This is a genomic window from Sandaracinus amylolyticus (genome assembly GCF_021631985.1).
GTDB lineage: Bacteria > Myxococcota_A > Polyangia > Polyangiales > Sandaracinaceae > Sandaracinus > Sandaracinus amylolyticus_A.
This window is the reverse complement of record NZ_CP070225.1, coordinates 10,042,668-10,063,393: the sequence shown is the minus strand read 5'-3', so window position 1 is coordinate 10,063,393 and position 20,726 is coordinate 10,042,668. Positions and strand designations below refer to the sequence as shown.

The 20,726-nt window shown below is 71.0% G+C and carries 18 protein-coding genes; 7 read left to right on the top strand and 11 right to left on the bottom strand.

The genetic code is table 11. The features are described from left to right. Positions 1-4 precede the first annotated feature (4 nt). Positions 5-1,000 carry a PEGA domain-containing protein gene (locus I5071_RS42830; RefSeq protein ID WP_236519183.1) on the top strand — a complete coding sequence of 332 codons (996 nt, stop codon included), beginning with the start codon at positions 5-7 and terminating at the stop codon, positions 998-1,000. A gap of 108 nt (positions 1,001-1,108) precedes the next feature. Here the strand turns inward: I5071_RS42830 and I5071_RS42825 are convergent, their stop codons facing one another. The 8 genes from I5071_RS42825 to I5071_RS42790 all read right to left on the bottom strand — a co-directional run bounded on the left by I5071_RS42825 (position 1,109) and on the right by I5071_RS42790 (position 9,454). Continuing rightward, positions 1,109-1,501, bottom strand: coding sequence for an ATP-binding protein (locus I5071_RS42825; protein ID WP_236519182.1), 393 nt, complete (start codon positions 1,499-1,501; stop codon positions 1,109-1,111). Then, positions 1,498-1,863 (bottom strand): STAS domain-containing protein, encoded by a 366-nt coding sequence (locus I5071_RS42820; RefSeq protein WP_236519181.1) that lies wholly within the window; start codon positions 1,861-1,863, stop codon positions 1,498-1,500. The genes I5071_RS42825 and I5071_RS42820 overlap by 4 nt, the downstream gene beginning before the upstream one ends. Positions 1,864-1,865: 2 nt before the next feature. After that, positions 1,866-2,492, bottom strand: coding sequence for a SpoIIE family protein phosphatase (locus I5071_RS42815; protein WP_236519180.1), 627 nt, complete (start codon positions 2,490-2,492; stop codon positions 1,866-1,868). After that, a complete protein-coding gene (locus I5071_RS42810) occupies positions 2,489-3,169 on the bottom strand; it encodes an ATP-binding protein (protein ID WP_236519179.1) in 681 nt (226 codons plus the stop codon). Before I5071_RS42810 ends, I5071_RS42815 begins: the two co-directional genes overlap by 4 nt. After that, a complete protein-coding gene (locus I5071_RS42805) occupies positions 3,166-4,050 on the bottom strand; it encodes an STAS domain-containing protein (RefSeq protein WP_236519178.1) in 885 nt (294 codons plus the stop codon). The genes I5071_RS42810 and I5071_RS42805 overlap by 4 nt, the downstream gene beginning before the upstream one ends. A 189-nt stretch (positions 4,051-4,239) precedes the next feature. Then, positions 4,240-5,178: a hypothetical protein gene (locus I5071_RS42800; RefSeq protein WP_236519177.1), complete on the bottom strand. Its 939-nt coding sequence runs from the start codon at positions 5,176-5,178 to the stop codon at positions 4,240-4,242. Then, positions 5,178-7,622, bottom strand: coding sequence for a TonB family protein (locus I5071_RS42795; protein ID WP_236519176.1), 2,445 nt, complete (start codon positions 7,620-7,622; stop codon positions 5,178-5,180). Before I5071_RS42795 ends, I5071_RS42800 begins: the two co-directional genes overlap by 1 nt. 47 nt (positions 7,623-7,669) lie before the next feature. Continuing rightward, positions 7,670-9,454 (bottom strand): right-handed parallel beta-helix repeat-containing protein, encoded by a 1,785-nt coding sequence (locus I5071_RS42790; RefSeq protein WP_236519175.1) that lies wholly within the window; start codon positions 9,452-9,454, stop codon positions 7,670-7,672. On the opposite strand from I5071_RS42790, the gene I5071_RS42785 reads away from it, so the two are divergent. Then, positions 9,436-10,413: a hypothetical protein gene (locus tag I5071_RS42785; protein WP_236519174.1), complete on the top strand. Its 978-nt coding sequence runs from the start codon at positions 9,436-9,438 to the stop codon at positions 10,411-10,413. The two genes, I5071_RS42790 and I5071_RS42785, sit on opposite strands and share 19 nt — an antisense overlap. On the opposite strand, the gene I5071_RS42780 is transcribed toward I5071_RS42785, so the two are convergent. After that, positions 10,410-11,633, bottom strand: coding sequence for a pectinacetylesterase family protein (locus I5071_RS42780; RefSeq protein ID WP_236519173.1), 1,224 nt, complete (start codon positions 11,631-11,633; stop codon positions 10,410-10,412). The two genes, I5071_RS42785 and I5071_RS42780, sit on opposite strands and share 4 nt — an antisense overlap. Positions 11,634-11,735: 102 nt before the next feature. Between I5071_RS42780 and I5071_RS42775 the strand changes: the two genes are divergently transcribed. After that, positions 11,736-12,947 (top strand): pectinacetylesterase family protein, encoded by a 1,212-nt coding sequence (locus I5071_RS42775; protein WP_236519172.1) that lies wholly within the window; start codon positions 11,736-11,738, stop codon positions 12,945-12,947. Here the strand turns inward: I5071_RS42775 and I5071_RS42770 are convergent, their stop codons facing one another. Both I5071_RS42770 and I5071_RS42765 read right to left on the bottom strand, forming a co-directional pair. After that, positions 12,948-13,886 carry a hypothetical protein gene (locus I5071_RS42770; RefSeq protein ID WP_236519171.1) on the bottom strand — a complete coding sequence of 313 codons (939 nt, stop codon included), beginning with the start codon at positions 13,884-13,886 and terminating at the stop codon, positions 12,948-12,950. It lies immediately after the preceding gene. A gap of 86 nt (positions 13,887-13,972) precedes the next feature. Continuing rightward, complete coding sequence (locus I5071_RS42765) at positions 13,973-14,311, bottom strand: hypothetical protein (RefSeq protein ID WP_236519170.1); 339 nt, start codon at positions 14,309-14,311, stop codon at positions 13,973-13,975. Positions 14,312-14,413: 102 nt separating this feature from the next. Between I5071_RS42765 and I5071_RS42760 the strand changes: the two genes are divergently transcribed. The 4 genes from I5071_RS42760 (at position 14,414) to I5071_RS42745 (ending at position 20,530) form a co-directional block, all read left to right on the top strand. Continuing rightward, positions 14,414-15,604 (top strand): phosphatase PAP2 family protein, encoded by a 1,191-nt coding sequence (locus I5071_RS42760; protein WP_236519169.1) that lies wholly within the window; start codon positions 14,414-14,416, stop codon positions 15,602-15,604. A 4-nt stretch (positions 15,605-15,608) separates the two neighbouring features. Then, positions 15,609-16,628, top strand: a complete 1,020-nt coding sequence (locus I5071_RS42755; RefSeq protein WP_236519168.1) for a zinc-dependent alcohol dehydrogenase family protein — start codon at positions 15,609-15,611, stop codon at positions 16,626-16,628. An 82-nt stretch (positions 16,629-16,710) separates the two neighbouring features. Further along, a complete protein-coding gene (locus I5071_RS42750) occupies positions 16,711-17,901 on the top strand; it encodes a heparan-alpha-glucosaminide N-acetyltransferase domain-containing protein (RefSeq protein ID WP_236519167.1) in 1,191 nt (396 codons plus the stop codon). 91 nt (positions 17,902-17,992) lie between these two features. Continuing rightward, positions 17,993-20,530: an MASE1 domain-containing protein gene (locus tag I5071_RS42745; protein ID WP_236519166.1), complete on the top strand. Its 2,538-nt coding sequence runs from the start codon at positions 17,993-17,995 to the stop codon at positions 20,528-20,530. Positions 20,531-20,726: the final 196 nt, after the last annotated feature.

Genomic DNA, 20,726 nt, shown 5'->3' with positions numbered 1-20,726 from the left:
GGACATGACGACCTCACGAATCGCGCGCTGGGCTCTGGCGCTCCTCGTCCTCTCGATGCTCGGCGCGATGCCAGGCGCCGCGCATGCGCAGGCCGCCGAAGCGACCGCCGAGGCCGGTCCCACCGAGGCCGGTCCCACCGAGGCACAGCGGCTCGAGGCGAGCGCGCACTTCCGGCGCGGCGTGACGCTCTACGAAGAGGGCGACTACGAAGCGGCGATGATCGAGTTCCAGCGCGCGTACGACGTGCTGCCGACCTACAACGTGCTGTTCAACATCGGACAGACGCAGCTCGCGATGTGGCACTACGTCGCGGCCCTGCGAGCGTTCGAAGCGTATCTGGAGCAGGGCGGCGAGCGCATCGACGCGGAGCGACGCGCGCAGGTCGAGGAGGCGATCGCGACGCTGCGCGGCCGCACCGGCACCATCGCGCTGCGCGTGAACGTCGACGGCGCGGAGATCCGCGTCGACGAAGAAGAGGTCGGACGCGCGCCGCTCGCGGAGCCGCTGCCCGTCGACGTGGGCCGCCACGTGATCGAGGTGCGCGCGCCCGAGCACCAGCCGTGGCGCGAGACGATCACGATCGCAGGCGGCGAGGCCGCCGAGCTCGACGTGACGCTGCACGAGATCGCGGCGACGGTCGTGGTCGAGCAGCGCTCGGAGTCGCATCCGGTGCGCACCGTCGGCATCACCGGGCTCGTGATCACGGGCGCGGTCGCGATCGGCGCGGTCGTCACCGGGGTGCTCGCGGTGCAGAGCCACGATCGTCTGCAGGAGCAGCTCGGCGTGGTGCCCGGCGATCGCGCGGCGATCGAGGGAGCGCGCGACGAGACCGCCACGCTCAGCCTCGCGACCGACGTGATGATCGCGTCGGCGGTCGTGCTCGGCGGTGTCTCGCTCGCGCTCGTGATCGCCGACTCGGGCGGCGACGAGAGCGAGCAGGCGCCGAGCGCGTCGCTGCACGTGACGCCCACCGGCGTCGCAGTGCGCGGCACGTTCTGATCAGCGCGCCCAGCGCCGCGCGAGCACCGTGCTCAACGAGCGCGCGCCCAGCGGCGCGCGAGCACCGTGCTCAACGAGCGCGCGCCCAGCGGCGCGCGAGCACCGTGCTCAACGAGCGCGCGCCCAGCGGCGCGCGAGCACGACAGTGCCGCGCGACGGATGCGTGGTGACGCGCAGCTCGTGGCCGAGGCGGCCCACCGCGGCGAGCCCCTCTCCGAGCCCGGCGCGCGGAGACACTCCGCCGCGCAGCGCATCGGCGAGCCGCGCGATCCCGGGGCCGCGATCGATCGCGATCACCTCGAGCCCCGCGTCCTCGCACCCGCGCAGATGGATCTCCCCTCCCCCCGCGTGATCGATCAGGTTCTGCGAGAGCTCGAGGACGATCGTCTCGAACGCACAGCGATCCCGATCGCCCCACCCCAGGCCGCGCGCGAGCTGCCGCGCGCGGTGCACCGCGAGCACGCGATCGGCGTCGCAGCGCACCGCGACGACGATCGTCACCGAGGCTGCACGGCGCGCGCGCGCCGCGTGAACGCGAGCGCGTCGTCGATGTCGAGCAAGCTGGTCACGTCGGGCAGCTCGAAGCCCATCTCGACCATCGTCTCGACGACCGCATCGGAGAGACCGCACACCACGACGCGCATGCCCATGAGCCGCGCCATCGAGACCATCGTCTCGACGAAGCGCCCGAAGAACGAGTCGCAGATCTCGACCTCCGAGAAGTCGAGCAGGAGCCAGCGCGGACGCTCGCGCTCGATGCCGGCGAGGATCGCGCGGCGCAGCCCGAGGATCTGCGTGTCGGCGAGATCGGCGGGCACGTTCACGAGGAGCAGATCCTCGAGCTTCTTGATGTGCGTGGACACGTTCAGTCCTCGGCGTCGCGGAGGACGACGAGCGTCGCGTCGTCGTTGTCGCGCGCGTGCGCGTCGAGCGCGGACGCGACGTAGGTCGAGAGAGAAGGACCGGGGCGCGAGAGCTCGAACGTGGATCGCACTCCGTCGGTGCTGAGCGCGAGCACGTCGCCGCGCTCGAGCTTCGACGAGAACGCGCGCGTGGTGCGATAGCGATATCCCACCGTGCCCGCGTACGAGACGCCGCGGCTCTCGCGCGCGGGCCAGGAGCGCACCTCGACGTTGCCGACGCCGCAGAGCTCGACGCCGCTCGGCGCGACGCGCACGACGAGGAGGGCGAGCCCGACGCTCCCCATCGCGGCGGCATGGCAGCGCGCGATCACGTCGGTGAGCGCGCGCAGCGGGTCCTCGGCGATCAGCGTGCGCACCAGCGCGAGCGCGCGCGTGCTCGCCGCATGGGCCGCATCACCGTGACCGACACCGTCGGCGACCGCGAGCACCACGCCCGCAGCGCCCGCGGGCATCGCAGCCCATGCGTCGCCACAACACGCGAGGCCGCGCAGCGCACGCGCGGCGCCCGCGATCTCGAAGCGCGCGATGCGCCCCGCTGCCGACGCGTCGCTGCCGAGCCGCTCGCTCAAGGCACCCTCTTGCGACCGACGATGCGCGTGCCCGTCGGCCCCGTGGTCACGTCCATCGAGTCGAGCAGGCGCTTGCTCCCCGCGATCCCGAGGCCGAGCCCTTTGCGCGAGCGATAACGACCTCCGAGGATCGCGTCGAGATCGGCGATGCCCGGCCCGCTGTCGACCGACTCGATCTCGAGGCCGCGCGCCGCGACGAGCGGACGCACGGTGATCGTGCCGGTGCCCGCGTACATCACGATGTTGCGCGCGAGCTCGGACACCACGGTCGCGATCTTGATCGCGTCGACCGGATCGAAGCCGACGCGCGCCGCGAGATCGCGCGCTTCGGCGCGCGCGCGGATCACGTCGTCCTCCACGCGGATCCGCGCCTCGACCGGGCGCATCGGCGCCTCCTCGCCGGCGCTCGCGAAGCCGTGATCCACGACGCGCGCGTTCGTGATCTCGCGCTGGACGATCCGCACCTTCGTCTCGTCGAGATAGAGACGGAGCGGGCGCGCGAGCGCGGTCGCGAGCGCATCGCGATCGCGCTCGGTGAGCTGGCTCGGCTGCACCCCGAGGTGGCGCGACGCGCTCATCACCGCCGTGTCCGCGTGGATCGGCCCGAGGTGCGCGGCGAGGATGCCGCGCACGATCTGCTCGAAGGAGCGCGCGCTCGTCGTGCCGGACGAGATCACGATGCCCGCGCGTCGCGCGCTTCGCCGGCGCCTTCGCGGCGGCGGAGCTCGAAGCCGACCAGCGAGAGCGCGAGCGAGAGCCCGGTCTGCAGATCGCTCAGCGTCTCGATGCCGCTCCAGTCGATGCCCATCTCGACGATGGTCTCGGCGGCCGCGTCGGAGAGCCCGGTGACGATCGGACGCGCGCCCTTGAGCCGCGCGGCGCCGATCGCCTTCGTGAGGTGGTTCGCGACGCTGGTGTCGATCACCGCGACGCCGGTCACGTCGAGGATCACGACCTGCGCGCGGTGCTCGCGGATGCCGGCGAGGAGCGCGCGCAGGATGTCGCGCGCGCGGCGGGTGTCGACGCTGCCGACGATCGGCATGACGATGATGCGATCGAGCAGCGGGATGATCGGCGTCGAGAGCTCGCGGATCGCCGCCTGCTGCGCGTCGATGACCTCCTGCTGCAGGCGCTCCTGCGCGGCGAGCGCCTCGTTGCGCTCGCGGATGCGCGCACCGAGGTGCATGTCGAGGCTGAACGCGACGTGCTCGCTCGCGAGGAGCATCTGCTCGCAGACCGCGAGCCTCCACGGCTCGCGCTGCGCGGCGTCGACGTCCTGCCACGCGAGCTGGACCGCCTGGTACATCACGCGCGCGGCCTCGGACACGCTCGCCGCGGTCGCCTGCTTCGCGGCGAGCACGCGCGTGACGAGCTCCTCGATGAAGCCGCCCCACTGCGACTCGCCGCGCAGCGACGCGACGAGCTGACGCACGGTGGGCTCCATCAGCTTCTTGATCAGCTCGGGCGGGCGCGGATCGGCGTGCTCGGCTCGGCGCAGCGTCGCGTAGTGATCGAGCACGACGTCGATGTGCTCTTCGATCCACCGATCCGCTTCCATCCACTCACCTCCGGACTGTCGGCTTCTTTCATCACTGCAAAGCGCGCGTTTCGCATCTGGAGCGCGCGCGCCCGGATCACGCGAGATCTCGTCGCGCGACTGGAACGCAGCAGTGCAGTGGCAAGAGCCTCGCCAATCCGCGGAATTCGACGCAGCGCGTCGCGCAGGAGGTGAGTCGATCGAAGGCGCTCAGCGGGCGACGACGACGTCGAGCCGGCACGCACTGCCGCCGAGATGTCCGTCGCGCACCACGAGCCACAGCGTCTGCAAGCCTTCTTCGTCGGGCGCAGTCCACTCGCTCGCGCGCTCCGGCGGTCGCGTCGTGAACTCCGAGATGTGCCCCGCGGTCGCGAGCCACGTGTAGTACGCGTTCTCGCGCGCGGTGGTGAGCCCACCGGTGAAGTCGAAGATCGGAAAGGTCTCGAGCCAGGGCTCTTCGTCGGCGCCCTCGGGCAGCACCGGGACGAGCTCGACCTCCGCGCCGGGCGCGACCGTGGGCACGACACCGTCGGCCGCGCCGCACGTGAAGTCGAAGGGCTCGCCGGTCGCGGTGATCATCGTCTGCCCGAAGAGGAACGTGGGCGGCGGCGGGTTCGTCGTCGGCATCTCGCGCGTCGTCATCGCGACGCGCTTGAAGCCTGCGACCACGACCTCGCCGTTCGCGTCGAGCACCTGCACGTCGACGAAGTACGCGAGGCCGGTCGTCGCGAGCAGCGTCTCGAAGAGCATCACGTCGAAGCCGCCGAGCATCGCGAGGTCGCGCAGCGTCTCGACGAGCTCCTCGGTGCGCTCGCCGCGCACGACGTAGGGCTCGCCCTCGGGGAGCATCTGCTCGTCGCACTCGGGGCTGCCCGGCAGCTCGATCTCGCGGAAGCCGCTGGCGCGCAGCACCTCCTCCGCGTCGATGCACGAGAGCCAGCGCAGCGAGAGCGGGCGCGCCACGTCCTCGGGGATCGAGATCATCGCGTCGACGAGCAGATCCTCGCCCGGCGCGGCCTCCGGAGGCTCAGCGACGATCGCGAGGATGCGCGGAGTGCGCACGATCGTCGGAGAGTCGAGGCTCTCCGTGCACGCAGTCGCGAGGAGCGCGAGCGCGTAGATCGAGCATCGGAGTCGATTGGCACGCATCACGGGTCGTAAGCGGCGCGGATTCCGAGCGTGCCGAGGATCGGAACGCCCGGCAGCGGGACGCTGCGCTGGTAGTCGTACTGATAGACGAGGCCCTCGGCGTTCTCGGCGTAATAGACGTTCAGCACCTCGATGAACACCGTGCCTCGGATGATGTTGTCGATGTTGAAGTCGCGATCGACGCGCAGATCGAGCTGGTGATAGAGCGGCAGTCGGCTCGTCGTGCCGGTGAACGTCGGGTCGTAGTCGTTCGCGTCCGCGTCGTACACGCCGCCCCGGATGTTCTCGACGGGACGCCCGCTCGCGAGCACGAATCGACCGCCGAAGCGCCAGCCGTCGATGTAGTAGCTCGCGACCAGGTTGAGCACGTGCTCCTGGTCCTGGTTGAAGAGCTCCCAGCCCTCGAGACGCCGTCGCTCGCTGCGCGAGAGCGTGTACGAGATCCACGCGTAGAAGCCCTCGGTGACGGGCCGACGGATCAGCACCTCGAGCCCGTACGCGCGGCCCTCCTGATCGGCGCGGAAGAACTCGCGGCGCGGCTGTCCGTCGGGCCCGGTCGTGATCTCCGAGGAGAAGCGCGCGAGATCGAACATGTGCGAGTAGAAGCCGTTCACCTCGACGTCGATGTCGAAGGGCAGATCGATCTCGGTGCCGACCGAGTTCTGCCAGGAGCGCGTCGGACCGAGCGCGGGATTTCCGCCCGTCGAGATCGTCTGCACCGCGATCGGCGGCTGCGTGAAGAGGCCCGAGCCCGCCTTGATCAACCACTCGGGCAGCACCCGCCAGCGCGCGACGGCGCGCGGATCGGGCGCGACCTCGGTCAAGGTGCCGTAGCGCAGCACGTCCATGCGCAGGCCGAGGCTCACCTCGACGGGGTCGAAGCGCAGCACGCCCTCGAGGTACGCGCCCGGCGTGCCGCGCGCGGCGGTCGACGTGAGCCGGATGAGCTGGGGATCGAAGACCGGTCGCGGATACTCGCCGAGCCCCGAGGGCGCGGGCGCGGTCACGTCGATCTGCGTGGTCGACCCCGCGAGATCGAGACCGGTGTTCACGCCGAGCCAGGGCGCGACGTTGAGCGCGACGTCGAGGCGCAGACCGGTGTTGAACGTCTCGAGCTCGAAGCGCTGTCGCGCCTCACCGACGTTCGCGCTGCCGAAGAACTGTCCGTCGCGTCCCACCGTGCCCGAGAGCGTGACGGTCGAGCCCTCGCCGATGCGCCACACGAAGCGCGCGATGATGCGCTGGAAGTTGATCGTGATCGCGGTGTTCGAGCCCGCCGAGGTCGCGCCGCCGGCGATCGCGCCGGTCTGGTCGAGCGTGTCCTCGGAGCCGAAGACGAAGACCGACGCGCTGAACCCGCGATCGAATCGATACTGCGCGCGCAGCTGGTAGTCGGTGTACTGGAGCGTGAGCCCGTCGATGAAGAGCGGGAGCAGCAGCTCGTAGTACGAGCGGCGGAACGCGAGCGACACCGAGCCGCGCCCGTCGTCCCACGGCAACGCGAGCACCACCGAGGCGCGCAGCGCGTCGATCGAGAGCTCCGCGCGCACCTCGCGCGGCACCGGCTGGGTCGTGTCGACGGCGATGAGACCACCGCTGAAGCGACCGTAGGAGACCGGGTAATTGCCGGGATAGAAGCGCAGTCGCTCGACGTAGTCGTTGGCGATGACCGCGGGGCCGAACCCGAAGTGATAGAGGATCGGCACCGGGAAGCCGTCGATCATGAACCCGGTGTTGTTGAAGTTCGCGCCGCGGACGACGTAGAAGCCGATGCCGAAGGGCGAGCGCGAGACGCCGGGCAGCGACGCGACGACGCGCAGCGGCTCGCCGAACGTGCCGGGCACGGTGCTGAGCTCGGCGCCGGTGAGCGTGATGCGCGTGGTCGCGCCGGGCTCGGGACGATCGACGGTCGCGCGCGCGCCGAACGACGGCGTCTCTTCGGGCGGCGGGACGATCTCGGTGTCTTCGCCCTCGGCGGGCGGCGTGGCCGTGCCTTCGGGCGCTTCGGTCGTCGTGCCCTCGGCGGGAGGCGGCGTCTCCACCGGAGGCGGAGGCTCGGGCTCCGGCACGCTGATGCGATAGCGGAAGCGGATGCGCGCGGGGATGGCCTGGCCCTCGCGCGTCGCGGGCTCGAAGCGCATGCCGCGCGCGGCCTCGAGCACGAGCGCGTCGACGTCCTCCCGGAGCGGCGTCGCGATCTGCGCGTCGCTCACCGTTCCGTCCGCCGCGATCGTGATGACGAGCTCGACCGATGCCTCGGGCGGCAGGGGCTCCGCGCCCTCGGGCAGCTCGACGGGCGGGGACTCGATCAAACGCGGTGGGGTGAGCGCGGGCCGCGGCGCTTCCTGCGGTGTGCCGGCGTCCGCGTCCTGCGCGCGCACGGCGCATGGCGCGATCGCGATCACCAGCGCGAGGACGATTCCCGGGGCCGAGCCGAGGCGCACGTTCGCCTGTCTATCCGGATGCGGGCGCGAACGCCAGGTGCTCGTCGTCAGGGATCGACACAATACGCGACCCCGCGGATCTCGCAGTCGCCGCCGTTGCGGTCGTGCTCGCGACAGCCGAACATCTCGGCACCGCCGCGGAGCGCGCGTGCGAGCGGCACCTCTCCGGCCGCGCCGCCCTCCGTACCGATCCAGCACCGTCCCTGGCGCGCGATGTCGGAGGCACGCACGACGCGGAGCGTATCGCGCGGCACCGACGCGAGCGCGTCGTCGGTCACCGGGCCGTGCTCGAGGTTGCACGCGGCGTGCGCCCCCACGAGCGTGCTCTCGTCCGGACAGCGCACGACTCCATCGCATCCCGCGTTGTCGTGCGACTGCGAGCAGGAGAACGGAACCTCGCGAACGGCACGGAGCTGCGGCGCCGACGCGTAGGCGAGATCGCCGTCGAAGCAGCTCACCTCGACCGGTGCTTCGTAAGGGCGGCCGTCGCGATCCGACACGACCTCGGTGCTGGCCCCGTGCGCCAGGAATCGCGTGTCGCGAGCCCCCGGCGCGTGGCAGCCGGCCGGTCGCGACACCGCGCTCACGACGGACTCGTTCGCTTCGACGTGGTTGGGCGTGTTCGCCGCGGGCCACTCGGTGTGGAACACGTCGTCGGGAGAGCGGCCCACGACCTGGTTGTGCAGGACCACGTTCCAGCGCGCGTAGTCGCGATCGTCGAGGCCGCTGCCATAGGGGTAATCGAGATCGCGATAACAGAATCGATGCGTCGAATAGCCGTTGTCGGACCCGAAGAACACGGCCGGGTTCGGGCCCTCGTAACGGTTGTAATAGAAGATGTTGTCGATGACCTCGTTGTCCTGCGGCGGAGTGATCCGGACCGTCGTGCGCTCACCGCAGTTCCGATAGAAATAGATGCCTCCGTGCTCGAGACGGGAGAACCGATTGCCGATGATCCGGTTCTCCGACGATCCGTCGAGCGCGATGATCTCCCGGCTGGTGCTCACGTCGAAGGTGTTGTCGCGGATCGTCGCGCCCCTCGACTCCGCATCGAGATAGATGGCGGCCTTCAGCGCCCAGCCGATGAAGGAGGAGCGCACGACGCTCGTCTCCTCGACGCCGATCGCGACGTAGATCGGGATGCCGCCGACGCCGACGAAGGTCACGCCGTCGAACGTGATGCGGCGTGGTGCCGCCTCGCGGACGCGCTGCACGTGGCCGAGGGGGATGTGCGACGAGCGCGTCACCTCGTCGTTCCAGCCTCCCGTGCCCATCCCGCGGATCAGCACGCGCCCGTGGATCTCGCAGTCGCGCACCGTCACGTCCGTGACCGGCTCCCAGATGCCGAGCCCGTCGATCGCCGACGAGCCGATCCGCCGCGAGGTGAACACGAGCCTCGCGGGCGCATCGTCGGAGCCGATCGCGCCCCCGTCGCAGTCGACCGTGATGCCGCTGCTCGCTGCGCCGACGAACGACAGGCTCCTCGTGATCGCAGCGGCCATCAGCGGCGAGAGCTCGAGATCGCAGTCGACCACCGCGGTGTCGTCGTCGCCTTCGATCGGCGCGAGGATCCGGTGCAACGCCGCGTCGTCGCACGGTGCCGCGATCGCCACGGCTGGGTGCGCGAGCAAGCACGCGAGGAGCGTCGGCAGGACGATCGTACGAGTCATCCGAGCACTGCAGAAGAGACGAAGAGTGATGACGCGGTCCCGCGCCCGGTGCCAGACGGCGCCGCGCGCGATCTCGTCGTCGCGGGCACGTCCGATCTCCAATGCGCGAGCCGATGCGCGAACACGAGCTATGACACGCTCGAGTGAGGATCGTCGTTGCAAGATCGGTCGCCCCCGGCTCGGCGGGGCGCTGCACGCCATGCCGAGCGCTCGCTGCGTTGGTGCTCACGGCGTGGCTCTGCGACCCGAGCGCCGCGCGAGCCCAGACGCGAACGGGCGGCGAGTCGCTCGATGCGTCGATCGAGCGGCGCGTCTCCGTCGAGACGGGCGTCGGCGCGTGGCACCCGACGCTCGCGTGGGTCGTCATCTACGGCAACGCGAGCGCGTTCGCGAGCGGGCGCATCGGGGTCTGGACGGATGACGAGCGCGCGATCGGGACCATCGATCTCGAAGGCACGCTGCGCGGCTATTTCGGCCGCGGCTACGATCACGCCGGCGAGGAGATCTACGCGGCGATCGGTGGCTCGACGCTCTCGCTGATGTTCGGCTGGAGCGATCGATCGACCGTTCGCGCGCGCGGCGGGCCGGCGCTCGTCGTCCCGCTCGCGATGCTGAACGGCGAGCGGACCCGCGCCGAGTCATTGACCTACTACGGGCGCGCGCTGAACGGGTTCTGGGATCCGTGGGACGGATTCGTACGAGGCCCGAGCGTGCTCGCGCGCGGCGACGTCGACGCGCGCTTCGGGGCGCTGATCATCGGCGGCGAGCTCGCGGTGGGACCTTCGTTCTGGGTGCTGCGCGCCGACGAAGGAGGCCCCGAAGAGCCGGTCGCCGTCGCGCACTATCAAGTCGCCGCGTACGCCGGCGTGCAGCCGATCGAGTGGCTCGCGCTCGGTGCGCGCGCGCAGCTCGTCGGTTGGAGCGATGGTGGTGGCCGCCCGATCGAGGAGCAGCGGCCCGCCGACGCACAGATCGCGCTCGTGCCCTTCGTGCGCGTGATGCTGCGCCCCTGGCTCGCCGAGCTGCGCGGCACGCTGAACCTCGACGAGCCGGACGGCCTCGCCACGCGATCACGCGTGTGGGCCGTGCGGCTCCTCCTCGGCGTCGAGCTCGGGCGTTAGGGCCCGACGTTCGACCAGGCCTCGTCGCCTGCGATCAGCTGCTCGATCCACGCGCCGAGGGTCGTTCCGTCCTGCGACACGCTGCCGAGGCTGCGCCCCACGAACGTGTGGAAGTCGCCCTCCTGGTAGAACGTGTGGAAGTTGTCGTGCGGCGCGAGGATGCGATCGCGCAGATCGATCACGCCCTCCTCGAACATCGCCGCCGACATCGACTGCGGGAAGTTGCAGCGCGGGCTCAGGCCGTACCCGAAGAACGTGCGGAACGTGCGATCCGCGGTGCTCGAGAGGAACCCGAAGCGGCGATCGGGATACTTGAGCGCGAGGTACGTCCACACGCTCGAGAGCCCGCCGCCGTCCTCGGCGCTGCACGCGGTGCAGTCCTCGGGCACCGCGAGACCCCAGTACTCGCGCGCCATCGACTGCAGGCACGGCCGCAGGTACTCGTCGTCGAGCACCGGGCCCGAGTCGTCGAGCATGTGCACCGGGGTGCACCCGAACGCCTGCTGCACCTGATCGAAGTTCGCGAACGCGCCGAGGCCACCCGCGCTCGCGCCGGTGAGCAATACGAGCTCGCTCTCGCGGAACGTCGGCACCAGACGACGCAGGTACTCGTGCACGTTGTGGAACCCGACCTGCTCGCGGCCCTCGAAGCCCTCGGGGTGCGTCCCCGCGTGCGCGTCACCGGTGCAGTAGGGAACGTAGACGTAGTTCCATCCGCGCAGCGGGTTCGTCTCGTCGCCGCGGCGGAAGATGCCGTAGGTCGAGATCTGTCCCGACGAGCCCGCGAGATCGTCGCCGTCGAAGCCGTTGATGCCCGCGACGCCCGAGCACGTGATCGCGTCGAAGCACGCGCCGCCGCCCTCGAGATAGATCACCAGGCGATTGCTGCCGCCCGGCGCGAGGTTCACGCCGATGCCGGTCGAGCTGCCGTTCATGCAGTGCGCGTCGGGGAACGGCACGAAGGTCCACGCGCCTTCTTCGAGACCGGTGATCGCGTCGCCCTCGTCGTCGAGGCCCCAGGTCTCGCACGCGCCGGGATCGGGCACGACGATCGGGCCTGCATCGCGGTAGGAGCGGCCTCCGTCGTCGCCTGGGCTCGTGCCCGCGTCGACGTCCTGGGTCGCGGCATCGATGTCGTCGAGCGGAGCGTCGTCGCCTCCGCATGCGATCAGAGAGAGTGAGAGCGAGCTGAGAACGAGCGAAGCGATCCGGCGCGTCATCGGTCCACCTCCGCGGCGCTGGGCCGGGCGATCGTATCAGCGCGATCAAGCGGTGCTCGGTGTACGCTCGCCCGCGCTTCACTCGGAAACGGAGGCGCTCCCATGCGCAGGCTCCTCGTGCTCTCGCTCGCGCTCTCCCTCGCCGCGTGCGGCGACGACGACGGCACGCCGCTCGATGCGGGCACCGACGCCGCGCGACAGGGTCGCGACGCGGGCCCACCGATCGACGCCGGCACGATCCCGCCGCGCGACGGAGGGCCGTTCGAGATCGACCCCGGCACCTGCGACACCTGGGGCGTCGACGATCCCGGCGCGCCGATCTCCGACCTCGTCGCGGGCGCGTGGACCTTCGTGCCGTTCCCCGACGCGCACTGCATGGACGGCAGCGAGACCGGCATCGGCGTGAACCTCTCGCCGAGCGGCACGCAGCGTCTCGTGATCTACCTCGAGGGCGGCGGCGTCTGCTTCGACTCCGTCACCTGCAACAGCGTCGGGGGGCGTGCGGGCTTCGACGCGGAGCGCCTCGAGAGCCTCTCGCTCGTGCTGAACGGATACGGGCTCTTCCGACGCGACGACGAGGACAATCCGACGCGCGACTGGTCGTTCGTCTATGTGCCCTACTGCACCGGCGACGCGCACGCGGGCACGAACCCCGACGGCTACGAGGGGCGCGATCAGGTCGGTCACTCGAACGTCGCGGCGTACCTGCGGCGGCTCGTGCCGACGTTCCCCGAGCTCGAGAAGGTGCTGCTCACCGGCGCGAGCGCGGGTGGCCTCGGCGCGTTCGCGAACTTCGATCAGGTGCAGCAGGCGTTCGGGTGCACGCCGGTCTACGGGCTCGACGACTCGGGGCCCGTCCTCGGCGACGACTACATGCGCCCCTGCCTGCAGCAGAAGGCGCGCGATCTCTGGCACATCGCGGTGCCCGAGGACTGCCCGCAGTGCGCATTGGAGGACGGCGGCGGCCTCGTCGCGTTGTGGCCGTACCTCGCGATCAAGTATCCGGGTCGCCGCATCGGTCTGCTCTCGAACACGCGCGACGGAGTGATCCGCAGCTTCTACGGCTACGGCTTCAGCGAGGGCTGCGCGACGAACGCACAGATGAGCGCGACTCATTTCTCGGCGGGCCTGATCGATCTGCGCGACAACGTGCTCGCGCCGCACGATCAGCACGCGACGTTCTACGTCGAGGGCGGCGCGCACACGTTCTTGATCAGCGATCTCGGACGACCGATGGCGGGCGGCATCACGCTCGCCGAGTGGGTCCGCCGGATGATCGACGACGATCCGGCGTGGACCGACGTCGGCCCGTGATCACTCGACGCCGGCGACGGTCGGCGGCGCGGGCACGCGCCCTTCGAGCGCGTCCTTCTCCGCGCGCCACCGCTCCTCGAAGAACGCACGATCGAGGACGAAGCGGGCCGCCGCTGCAGCGCGCGCCTCGGCCTCGACGTGCGCCTCGCTCGACATCCACTCGGTGAGCTCGGGCGCGAACGGGCGCACCTGCGCCTCGCCCTTCCAGCGCATCACCGCGTCGTCCGCGCCGCGCACGCAGCCCCACTCGATCGCCCAGCTCGCCTGCGCGAGCGAGAGCTTCTCGGTGCCCATCAGCGTCGCCTCGAGCGCGCGCAGCCGACCGCCGTTCGACGGATCGAAGAAGGGCAGCTCGCGCGCGTAGAGCACCGCGTTGTGGAAGTACTCCGCGACCGTGACCATCGCGTGCAGGTTCAGGCGCTCGACCATGCGATAGAGCAGCTCGAGCACGCGCTCGCCGATGCCGAGCCCCGGCGCGTCCTGCCCCGGCAGGCGCGGCCGCTCCTCGGTGAAGCGCGCGAGCGGATCTTGCAGCAGCAGCCAGTCGACGGTGAGCACGTCGTACGCGGCCTCGAGCTTCGGCAGCCCGGGCACCTCGTGCACCACGAGGCGATCGCGACGCACCACGAGCTCGATCAGGCGATGGCGCTCACTGCAGCCCGAGTGGCCCAGCGCGGGATCGGCGCCCGTCTCGCCCTCGCTGGCCGGCTCGTGCGCCGGTCGGCCGAACACCAGCAGGGTGTGTCGATCGTCCGCGGCGCGCGTCTCGAGCTCGAAGTGATCGTAGCCGCGACGGCGCATCGCGCCCTCGAGCCCGTAGCGCGAGATCGCGAGGCGGATGCCCTCGTCGCCGTAGAAGTCGAGGAAGCGACGCCCCGCGTCCTTGTCGAGGAGATCGCGGTGATCGAGCCCGAGCGCGTCGTCGAGCGACGATCGCATGAGCTCCACGTGGCCCAGCGAGCGCGCGACGGATCGAAACTGTCGCTCGTATCGCGTCACGCTCCTCCGATCTTAGCTCCCGCGCGTCACTCGACGAACTGGAAGACGCGCGCGCTGCAGGAGGCCGGGAACGAGCTCGCCGGGGCGGCGGGATCGACCTCGGAACATTCCACGGTGTCCGCCCACGGGATGCACTCGTCGAGGATCGGATGTGCGTCGGTCACGCGCTGCACGGCGCCGCAGCCGCGCGTGCCGTCGGGGCGCGCGACGAAGAACTCGAAGGGGACGTTGCAGCGCTCGAACATGGCGTTGATCGCGTCCACGTACTCCTGACAGATCGACTGCGGCGTGCGCACGCAGCCCGCTTGCGACAGCGCGCACGCGGCGAACAAGAGGAACGGGGCGAATGGCTGGAGCCGCTTCATGGCCCGCGACGTTGTCCGAGCGCGAGGGCAGGAGCAAGATCGGCGCGTGAGCTGGGACGGGTCGGTCTTGTGCAGATCGAGTGACCGCCGTACATCTCGGCCGTGATCGTCCGCGGTCTGCTCGCGCTCGCGACTGCCTGCGCGCTCCTCGCGGGCGCATCCGTCGCGAGCGCCCAAGGTGGCGCGGTCGTGCCGGGCGACGTCGGCTCGTCGAGCACACCGGTTCCACCGGTGACGCCACCGACGCCCCCGCCTCCGCCCGACGTCGACGCCTCGGGGATCGTCGAGGGCGCGGTCGATCAGTCGACATCGCCCCACGGGAGCGCAGGCGCGGGCCTCGATCCCGGCGCTGTCGAGGACGACGAAGAAGAAGAAGAAGAAGAAGCGCCCGACGAGCGCGGCGAGGACGTCGTCGCGACGCTCGGCACCGTCGTCGGCACCGCGCCCGCGGCCGCGCAGATCGATCTCGAGCCGCGCCATCGCATCGTGTGGCGCGAGGACTGGCCGCGTTATTCGTTCGACGAGGCGGTGCTCTCGCTCGGGCTCGGCGCGCTGCTGGTCGCGGCGGAGCTCCTCCCCACCGCGACCGCGAGCGCGAATTGGACGGGCGGGATCCTCTTCGACGATCCCGTCGAGCAGAACCTGCGCCTGCAGTCCGCGGAGGCGCGCGAGACCGCGCGCGTCGCGTCCGAGGTGCTGCAGTGGGTGATGATCGCGTCGCCCTTCGTGATCGACGCGCTGGGCGCGGTCGGCATCGTCGACGGCAACTGGGACGCGGCGTTCCAGATGGGCCTGATCGCGCTCGAGTCGTACGTGATCTCGCTCGTGGTCTGGAAGGTCACGGTGCTGCTCGCGCGCCGCGAGCGCCCGGTCGCGACGCGCTGCCGCGAGTCCGCGTCGCCGCCCGATCCGAGCTGCGAGGACGGCGACTTCGAGACGACGAGCTTCTTCTCGAACCAGACGATGAACGCCTTCACCGGCGCGTCGCTGATGTGCCTGCACCACACGCACATGCCGCTCTTCGACGACGAAGCGGCGGACGCGTCGGCGTGCGTCGTGGGCATGACGGTCGCGAGCGCGGTCGGGCTGCTGCGCGTGATGAGCAACCAGGAGTACCTGACCGACGTGCTGATGGGCGCGGCGGTCGGTTTCGTCGCGGGCTACATCGTGCCGTGGCTCGTGCACTACCAAGGCGGCGCGCGCCCCGAGCTGCGCCCGCCGGTCGCGCTGATCCCGGCACCGATGGTGGGCCCCGGCGATACCTACGGCGCGATGGTCGCCGGCTGGTTCTGACGCGATGACGAAGGCCTGGCGCATCGAGGGTGGGTTCGGGCTCGAGCGGCTCGTGCTCGCGACGGAGGACGATCCGACGCCGGGGCCCGGCGAGGTCATCGTCCGTACGCGCGCGGTCTCGCTGAACTATCGCGATTTGTTGGTGCTCAAAGGATCGTACGACCCCCGGCTCGCGCTGCCGCACGTGCCGTGCTCGGACGTGTGCGGCGAGGTGATCGCAGTCGGGCCCGGCGCAACGCGGGTGAAGGTCGGCGATCGGGTGATCGGCGCGTTCGCGCAGACGTGGGTCGCGGGGAAGCCGACCCACGCGCGACTGCGCTCGGCGCTCGGCGGTGCGGTGCGCGGCGTGCTCTCCACCGAGGTGCGATTGCGCGACGAGGGCGTCGTGATCGCGCCCGCGCACCTCAGCGACGTCGAGGCCGCGGCGCTGCCCTGCGCGTACGTCACCGCGTGGCACGCGCTGGTCGATCACGGGCGCATCGCCGCGGGCGAGACGGTGCTCGTGCAGGGCACCGGCGGCGTGTCGATCGCCGCGCTGCAGATCGCGAAGCTGTTCGGCGCGCGCGTGATCGCGACGTCGAGCCAGCCTCACAAGCGCGAGCGCGTGCTCGCGATCGGCGCGTCGGACGCGATCGACTACGCGAGCGATCGCGAGTGGGGCAAGACGGTGCGCCAGCGCACCGGCGGCATCGGCGTCGATCACGTCGTCGAAGTGGGCGGCGCGGGCACCATGGCGCAGTCGCTGCGCGCGGTGACGAGCGGTGGCAGCGTGTACGTCATCGGCGTGCTCGCGGGGGGTGCCGAGACGCTGAGCGTGCTGCCGGTGCTGATGAACGAAGTGCGCCTGCAGGGCGTGATGGTCGGGCCGCGCGAGAGCCTCGAAGCACTGTGCCGCGCGCTGACGACGCACCCCGAGGTGCGCCCGGTGATCGATCGCACCTTCGACTTCCACGACGCGCCCGCGGCGCTGGCGCATCTCGCCTCGGGTGCGCACTTCGGGAAGGTCTGTCTCGCCGTCTCCTGACGTGCGAGGATGAGCGCGCTTCGTCTTTGCCTTCCGGGTTTGCGCGTCCGTGACGGACGTGGAACATCGCGCGCGGTTTTCGATGGCGGCGAGCGTCGAGACGTCGAAGGAGACGAAGAAGGGCGGGCGCTGGCTCGCCCTCGATCTGCTGCGCTTCTGCGCCGTCTTCCTGATGGTGCAGGGCCACACCTTCACCGAGCTGCTCGACCCCGCGGTGCGCGCCGAGCGCTGGTACCGGCACCACATGTTCGTGCACGGCTACACGGCGCCGATGTTCCTCTTCGCGTCGGGCCTGGCCTTCGGCTACACGACGTTCCGCACGTGGGACGCGAACCTGCGCCCCGGGCCCGCGCTGTGGAAGCGCTTCCGCCGCTACGGCTGGCTGCTGATCATCGGCTACGCGCTGCACCTGCCGTCGACGTCGCTCCAGGCGCTCATGAATCTGAGCCCCGAGCGGCTGAACCGATGGCTGCAGGTCGACGTGCTGCAGCACATCGCGATCAGCCTCGCGATCTGTCAGCTGCTCGTGGTCGTGCTGCGCACGCCGCGTCGCTTCGCGATCGCCGTCGGGACGATGTTCACGTTCGTCGTGCTCGCCGCGCCGATCGTGTGGCGATGGCAGGCGCACGAGGTGCTGCACCCGGCGATCTCGGGCTTCGTGAACAGCTCGTCGGGATCGCTCTTCCCACTCGTGCCGTGGGCGGGCTTCACGTACGCGGGGATCCTCTGCGCGTACTTCGCGCGCGACGTCGCGCAGCCGGCGCGCACGCTCGCGTGGCCCTTCGCGATCGTCACCGCGCTCGTGCTGCTCGTGCCGATCGCGATCAACCACACGCTGTGGAACCCCTACGGCGTGCACGACTTCTGGAAGACGAGCCCGTACTTCTTCTTCTGGCGGCTCGGCAACGTGCTCGCGGTGCTCACGCTGCTCTGCTTCGCGGAGCGATGGATGGAGCGCGCGAAGGTCGCGCGTGATCCAGTCGCGCTCAGCGGGCGTGCGCTGACGATGGTGCGCGTGGTCGGGCAGGAGTCGCTGATCGTCTACGTGGGCCACCTGCTCGTGCTGCACGGGTCGGTGCTCAACCGCGGGATCCGCGCGTACACCGGGGAGACGCTCTCGCTCGGCGAGGCGACGTTCGTCGCGCTCGCGCTCTTCGTCGCGATGCTGGTGCTCGCGCGGGTGTGGCACGAGCTGAAGAAGCGCGAGGTGCGGTTCCAGGCGATGCAGCTCGCTGCCGCGAGCGCGTTCGTCTGGATGCTGGTGACCGGCTAGATCGCGGCGTTTCGCCACGGTCGTAAGCACACCGCCCTACACGAAAGAGGAACGCGACAAGCGCCTCCGTGTGGGTACATCCTCCAGGGCGATGCGAGCTCACGGGCGGAGCCTGCTCACGCTCTCCGGTCTCGCGGCGATCTACGTCGCGACGGGGTGGCTCGGGATCGCGCTCGCGAGCACGCCGCGCAACGTCTCTCCGGTGTGGCTGCCCTCGGGGATCGCGCTCGCCGCGATGCTCGTGCTCGGAGCGCGCGCGTGGCCGGGGATCTTCGCCGGCGCTGCGCTGCTCAACGCGTGCTTCTACGCGCGCGAGGGCGTGTCGAGCACCGGACTGATCCTCGCGAGCACCGCGATCGGCGCGGGCTCGACGGTGCAGGCGCTGGTCGGACGCGTGCTCGTGCTCCGCTTCGCGCGCGGGCTCGATGCGCTGCGCACGCCGCGCAGCGTCGGGCTGCTCGTCGCGTGCGCGGGGCACGCGTGCGTCGTCGCGGCGACGGTCGGGACGATCACGGTGCACGCGCTCGGCGCCGGGGGCGGGATCGCGCGCACGTGGCTCACGTGGTGGCTCGGCGACTTCATGGGCGTGACGCTGGTCGTGCCGATCGTGCTCGCGTTCCGCGCGCGGCTCGCGTTCGACGTGCCGCGCCTCGAGCGTGCCGCGTACGTGCTCGTGCTGCTGATCGCGATCGAGGTGCTCTTCGCGCCGCTCGGGATCGGCCCGGGCGTGCGCGCGCCCTACGTGCTCCTGCCGATCTTCGTCGCGATCGCATATCGCCTCGGGCCGCGCGACGCGGGCATCGCCGCGATGTTGGCGTGGCTCGGCGTGGTGGTCGCGCTCGCGCGTGGGCGGCAGCCGCTCGGTGAGGTGCCGCTCGATCTCGCGCTGCTCGAGGTCGACGCGCTGGTCTTCGCGCTCGCGATGCCGACGCTCGTGCTGGCGAGCGCGGAGTGGGCACGACGTCAGAGCGAGCGCGAGCTCGCGGGGATGCGCGACGAGCTCGAGGCGCGGGTCGCCGCGCGCACCGAGGAGCTCGAGCGCGCCAACGCCGAGCTGGGCGCCGAGATCGCGGAGCGACGCCGCACCGAGGCGCGCCTCGTCGAGTCCGAGGCGCGCCTCGAGACCGCGATCGAGAGCCTGCCCTTCGACTTCTGGATCCTCGATCGCGACGAGCGCTACGTGCTGATCAACTCGACCGCGAAGGAGCACTGGGGCGACGCGACGGGCAAGCGCATCGTCGATCTCGACGTGAGCCCGAGCGTGCTCGCGCACTGGCGCGAGAACAACGCGCGCGCGTTCGCGGGCGAGGTCGTGGTGCGCCCGACCGAGTACGTGCACGTCGGCGTCGCGCGGCGCTACGAGGGCATCGCCGCGCCGATCCGAGTGGGAGATCGCGTCGTCGGGGTCCTCGGCGTGAACGTCGACGTGACCGAGCGCGTGCGCCTCACCGAGCAGCTCGTGCGCGCGCAGAAGGTCGAGACCGTCGGTCGTCTCGCGGGCGGCATCGCGCACGACTTCAACAACCTCCTCACGATCATCGGCAGCGCGTCGGAGGCGATCGCGCGGCGCGCGCCCGAGCGCTCGATCGACGCCGAGCTCGCGACCAGCATCCTCGAGGCGACGCGACAGGCCGCGGAGCTCACGCGACGGCTGCTGCTCTTCGCGGGACGACAGCCCGCCGACGAGCGCGTCGCGCCGCTCGACGATCTGCTCGCGACCTCGCTCGGTCTGCTGCGCCCGCTCTTCGCGGCGAGCGTCGCGGTGCGCTTCGAGCACGGCGCGACGATCGCGGTGCGCTTCGATCCCACGCGCCTCGGACAGATCCTCGTGAACCTCGCGATGAACGCGCGCGACGCGATGCCCGACGGCGGCGCGTTCACCGTGCGCACGTACGACTGCGACATCGCCGAGACGTGCTGCGAGCTGTGGATCGACGCGCCGCCCGCGCCCGGGCGCTATGCGGTGCTCGAGGTGAGCGACACCGGCGCGGGCATGAGCGACGAGGTGCGGCAGAACGCGTTCGAGCCCTTCTTCACGACGAAGGGCGCGACGCGCGGCAGCGGGCTCGGCCTCGCGAGCGTGCACGGCATCGTGCGACAGGCCGGCGGCGCGATCGCGCTCGAGAGCGCGCCCGGGCGCGGCACGACGTTCCGCATCGTGCTGCCCGCCGCGAGCACGACCAGCGCGCGCGCGACCGCACGGCTCACCGCGGCGCGCCGGACGAGCGACGAGAGCGCGGAGCGCAGCACGGTGCTGCTCGTCGAGGACGATCCCGGCGTGCGGCGCACCATCGCGCGTCTGCTCGCGGACCAGGGGCATCGTGTGCTCGGAGCACACGACGTCGCGAGCGCTCGTGACATCGCAGCGCGCGAGGCGTTCGACGTGTTGATCAGCGACGTCGTGATGCCGGGCGAGAGCGGTCCCTCGCTGGCGCGCGAGCTGCGCGAGGCGCGACCCGATCTGCCGGTGCTCTTCGTGTCGGCGTATGCCGAGAAGGACACCGAAGGTGTGGACGCGCCGCTGCTCGAGAAGCCGTTCACCGCGGACGCGCTGGGCCGCGCGGTCGCGTCGGTGCTCCCGCGGGCGCTGTCGGGGAATGCCCCGTGCCGCGACGAACACCACTCGTGAGAGCATCCGAACGAGCGCGTCCGTCCAGCGCGCCGGGAGCATTGTCGGATGCGCGTCGAGCGGCTCGTCGGATCGTTCTGTCTCACTCTTCTCGTCGCGACCCTCGCGGGCTGCGACTGCTCGGGCGACATCACCGGCGGGCAGGCGTGCACGGGCACCGGCGCGCCCGAGGGTTGCGGCCGTCCGTGCAGCGCGA